General features: G+C 42.9%; 1 protein-coding gene. It reads left to right on the plus strand.

Features of this window, described 5'->3' with window-relative positions; genetic code table 11:
- Positions 1-205 precede the first annotated feature (205 nt).
- Positions 206-520: a succinate dehydrogenase assembly factor 2 gene (locus A3756_RS26250; protein WP_082865225.1), complete on the plus strand. Its 315-nt coding sequence runs from the start codon at positions 206-208 to the stop codon at positions 518-520.
- Positions 521-855: the final 335 nt, after the last annotated feature.

Genomic DNA, 855 nt, shown 5'->3' on the forward strand with positions numbered 1-855 from the left:
TCCACAGGATGTTCGGATCATGTAGACCTGCCAAGACATCAATAAGCCTCTAAATTCATTATTCAGTTAAATATACACTAATTAACCACGGCGATGCGTAGCCGGAGTCATTCAGCTTATATCTTACACCACAACGACGCTCTGTTCTTGAGTGTACCCAAAGCAAGCACTATAATGCAGCCTCTGCAAACAATTGGATAACTCAATGTCGGATCAGCCTTCGCAAAACTCAGCAAATGACACCCAAGAAACAAGCCAGCTCGATGAAACGAAAAGGGCTGAATTCAACCGATTGTTTTGGCATAGCCGCCGAGGAATGCTCGAACTTGATGTGCTGTTAGTGCCATTCTTGAAAGAGGCCTACTCTACTCTTCCTGAAGATGACCAAGCCCGTTTTAGAAACTTATTAGATTGTGAAGACCCCGATCTTTTTGCTTGGTTTATGCGTAACGGAGCACCAGAAGACCCGGATCACGCTCGCATAGTTAAGATTATTCTTGACCGTGTTCAGCCAGACTAAAGTTCAGTTTATACCGTCCAAGTTACTTGCGGGAGTAATTTTGCTCCCGTATGCCGCGGCTATTTTTCTTAGCCTTACTCACGAAATTTATCTGCCGCTAAAAGTTTCTATCTGCTTGATATGCACACTAGCTGGTTTTTACCATCTGCTAAGTCGAGCTTTGCTTCGCTCTCGCTTTGCTATCACTTCCTTAGTTGTTTCCAACGAGAANCTTAGTATTTACTTTTCGAACGAAGATGCAATCAACGGACAAATACTTGGAAAAAGTTTTATCTCCAGATATCTTTGCTTACTTACGGTAAAACATGCTCCTCTTATTGATAGTCGCCTAGCCT

The sequence above is a fragment of the Oleiphilus sp. HI0086 genome (assembly GCF_001635225.1).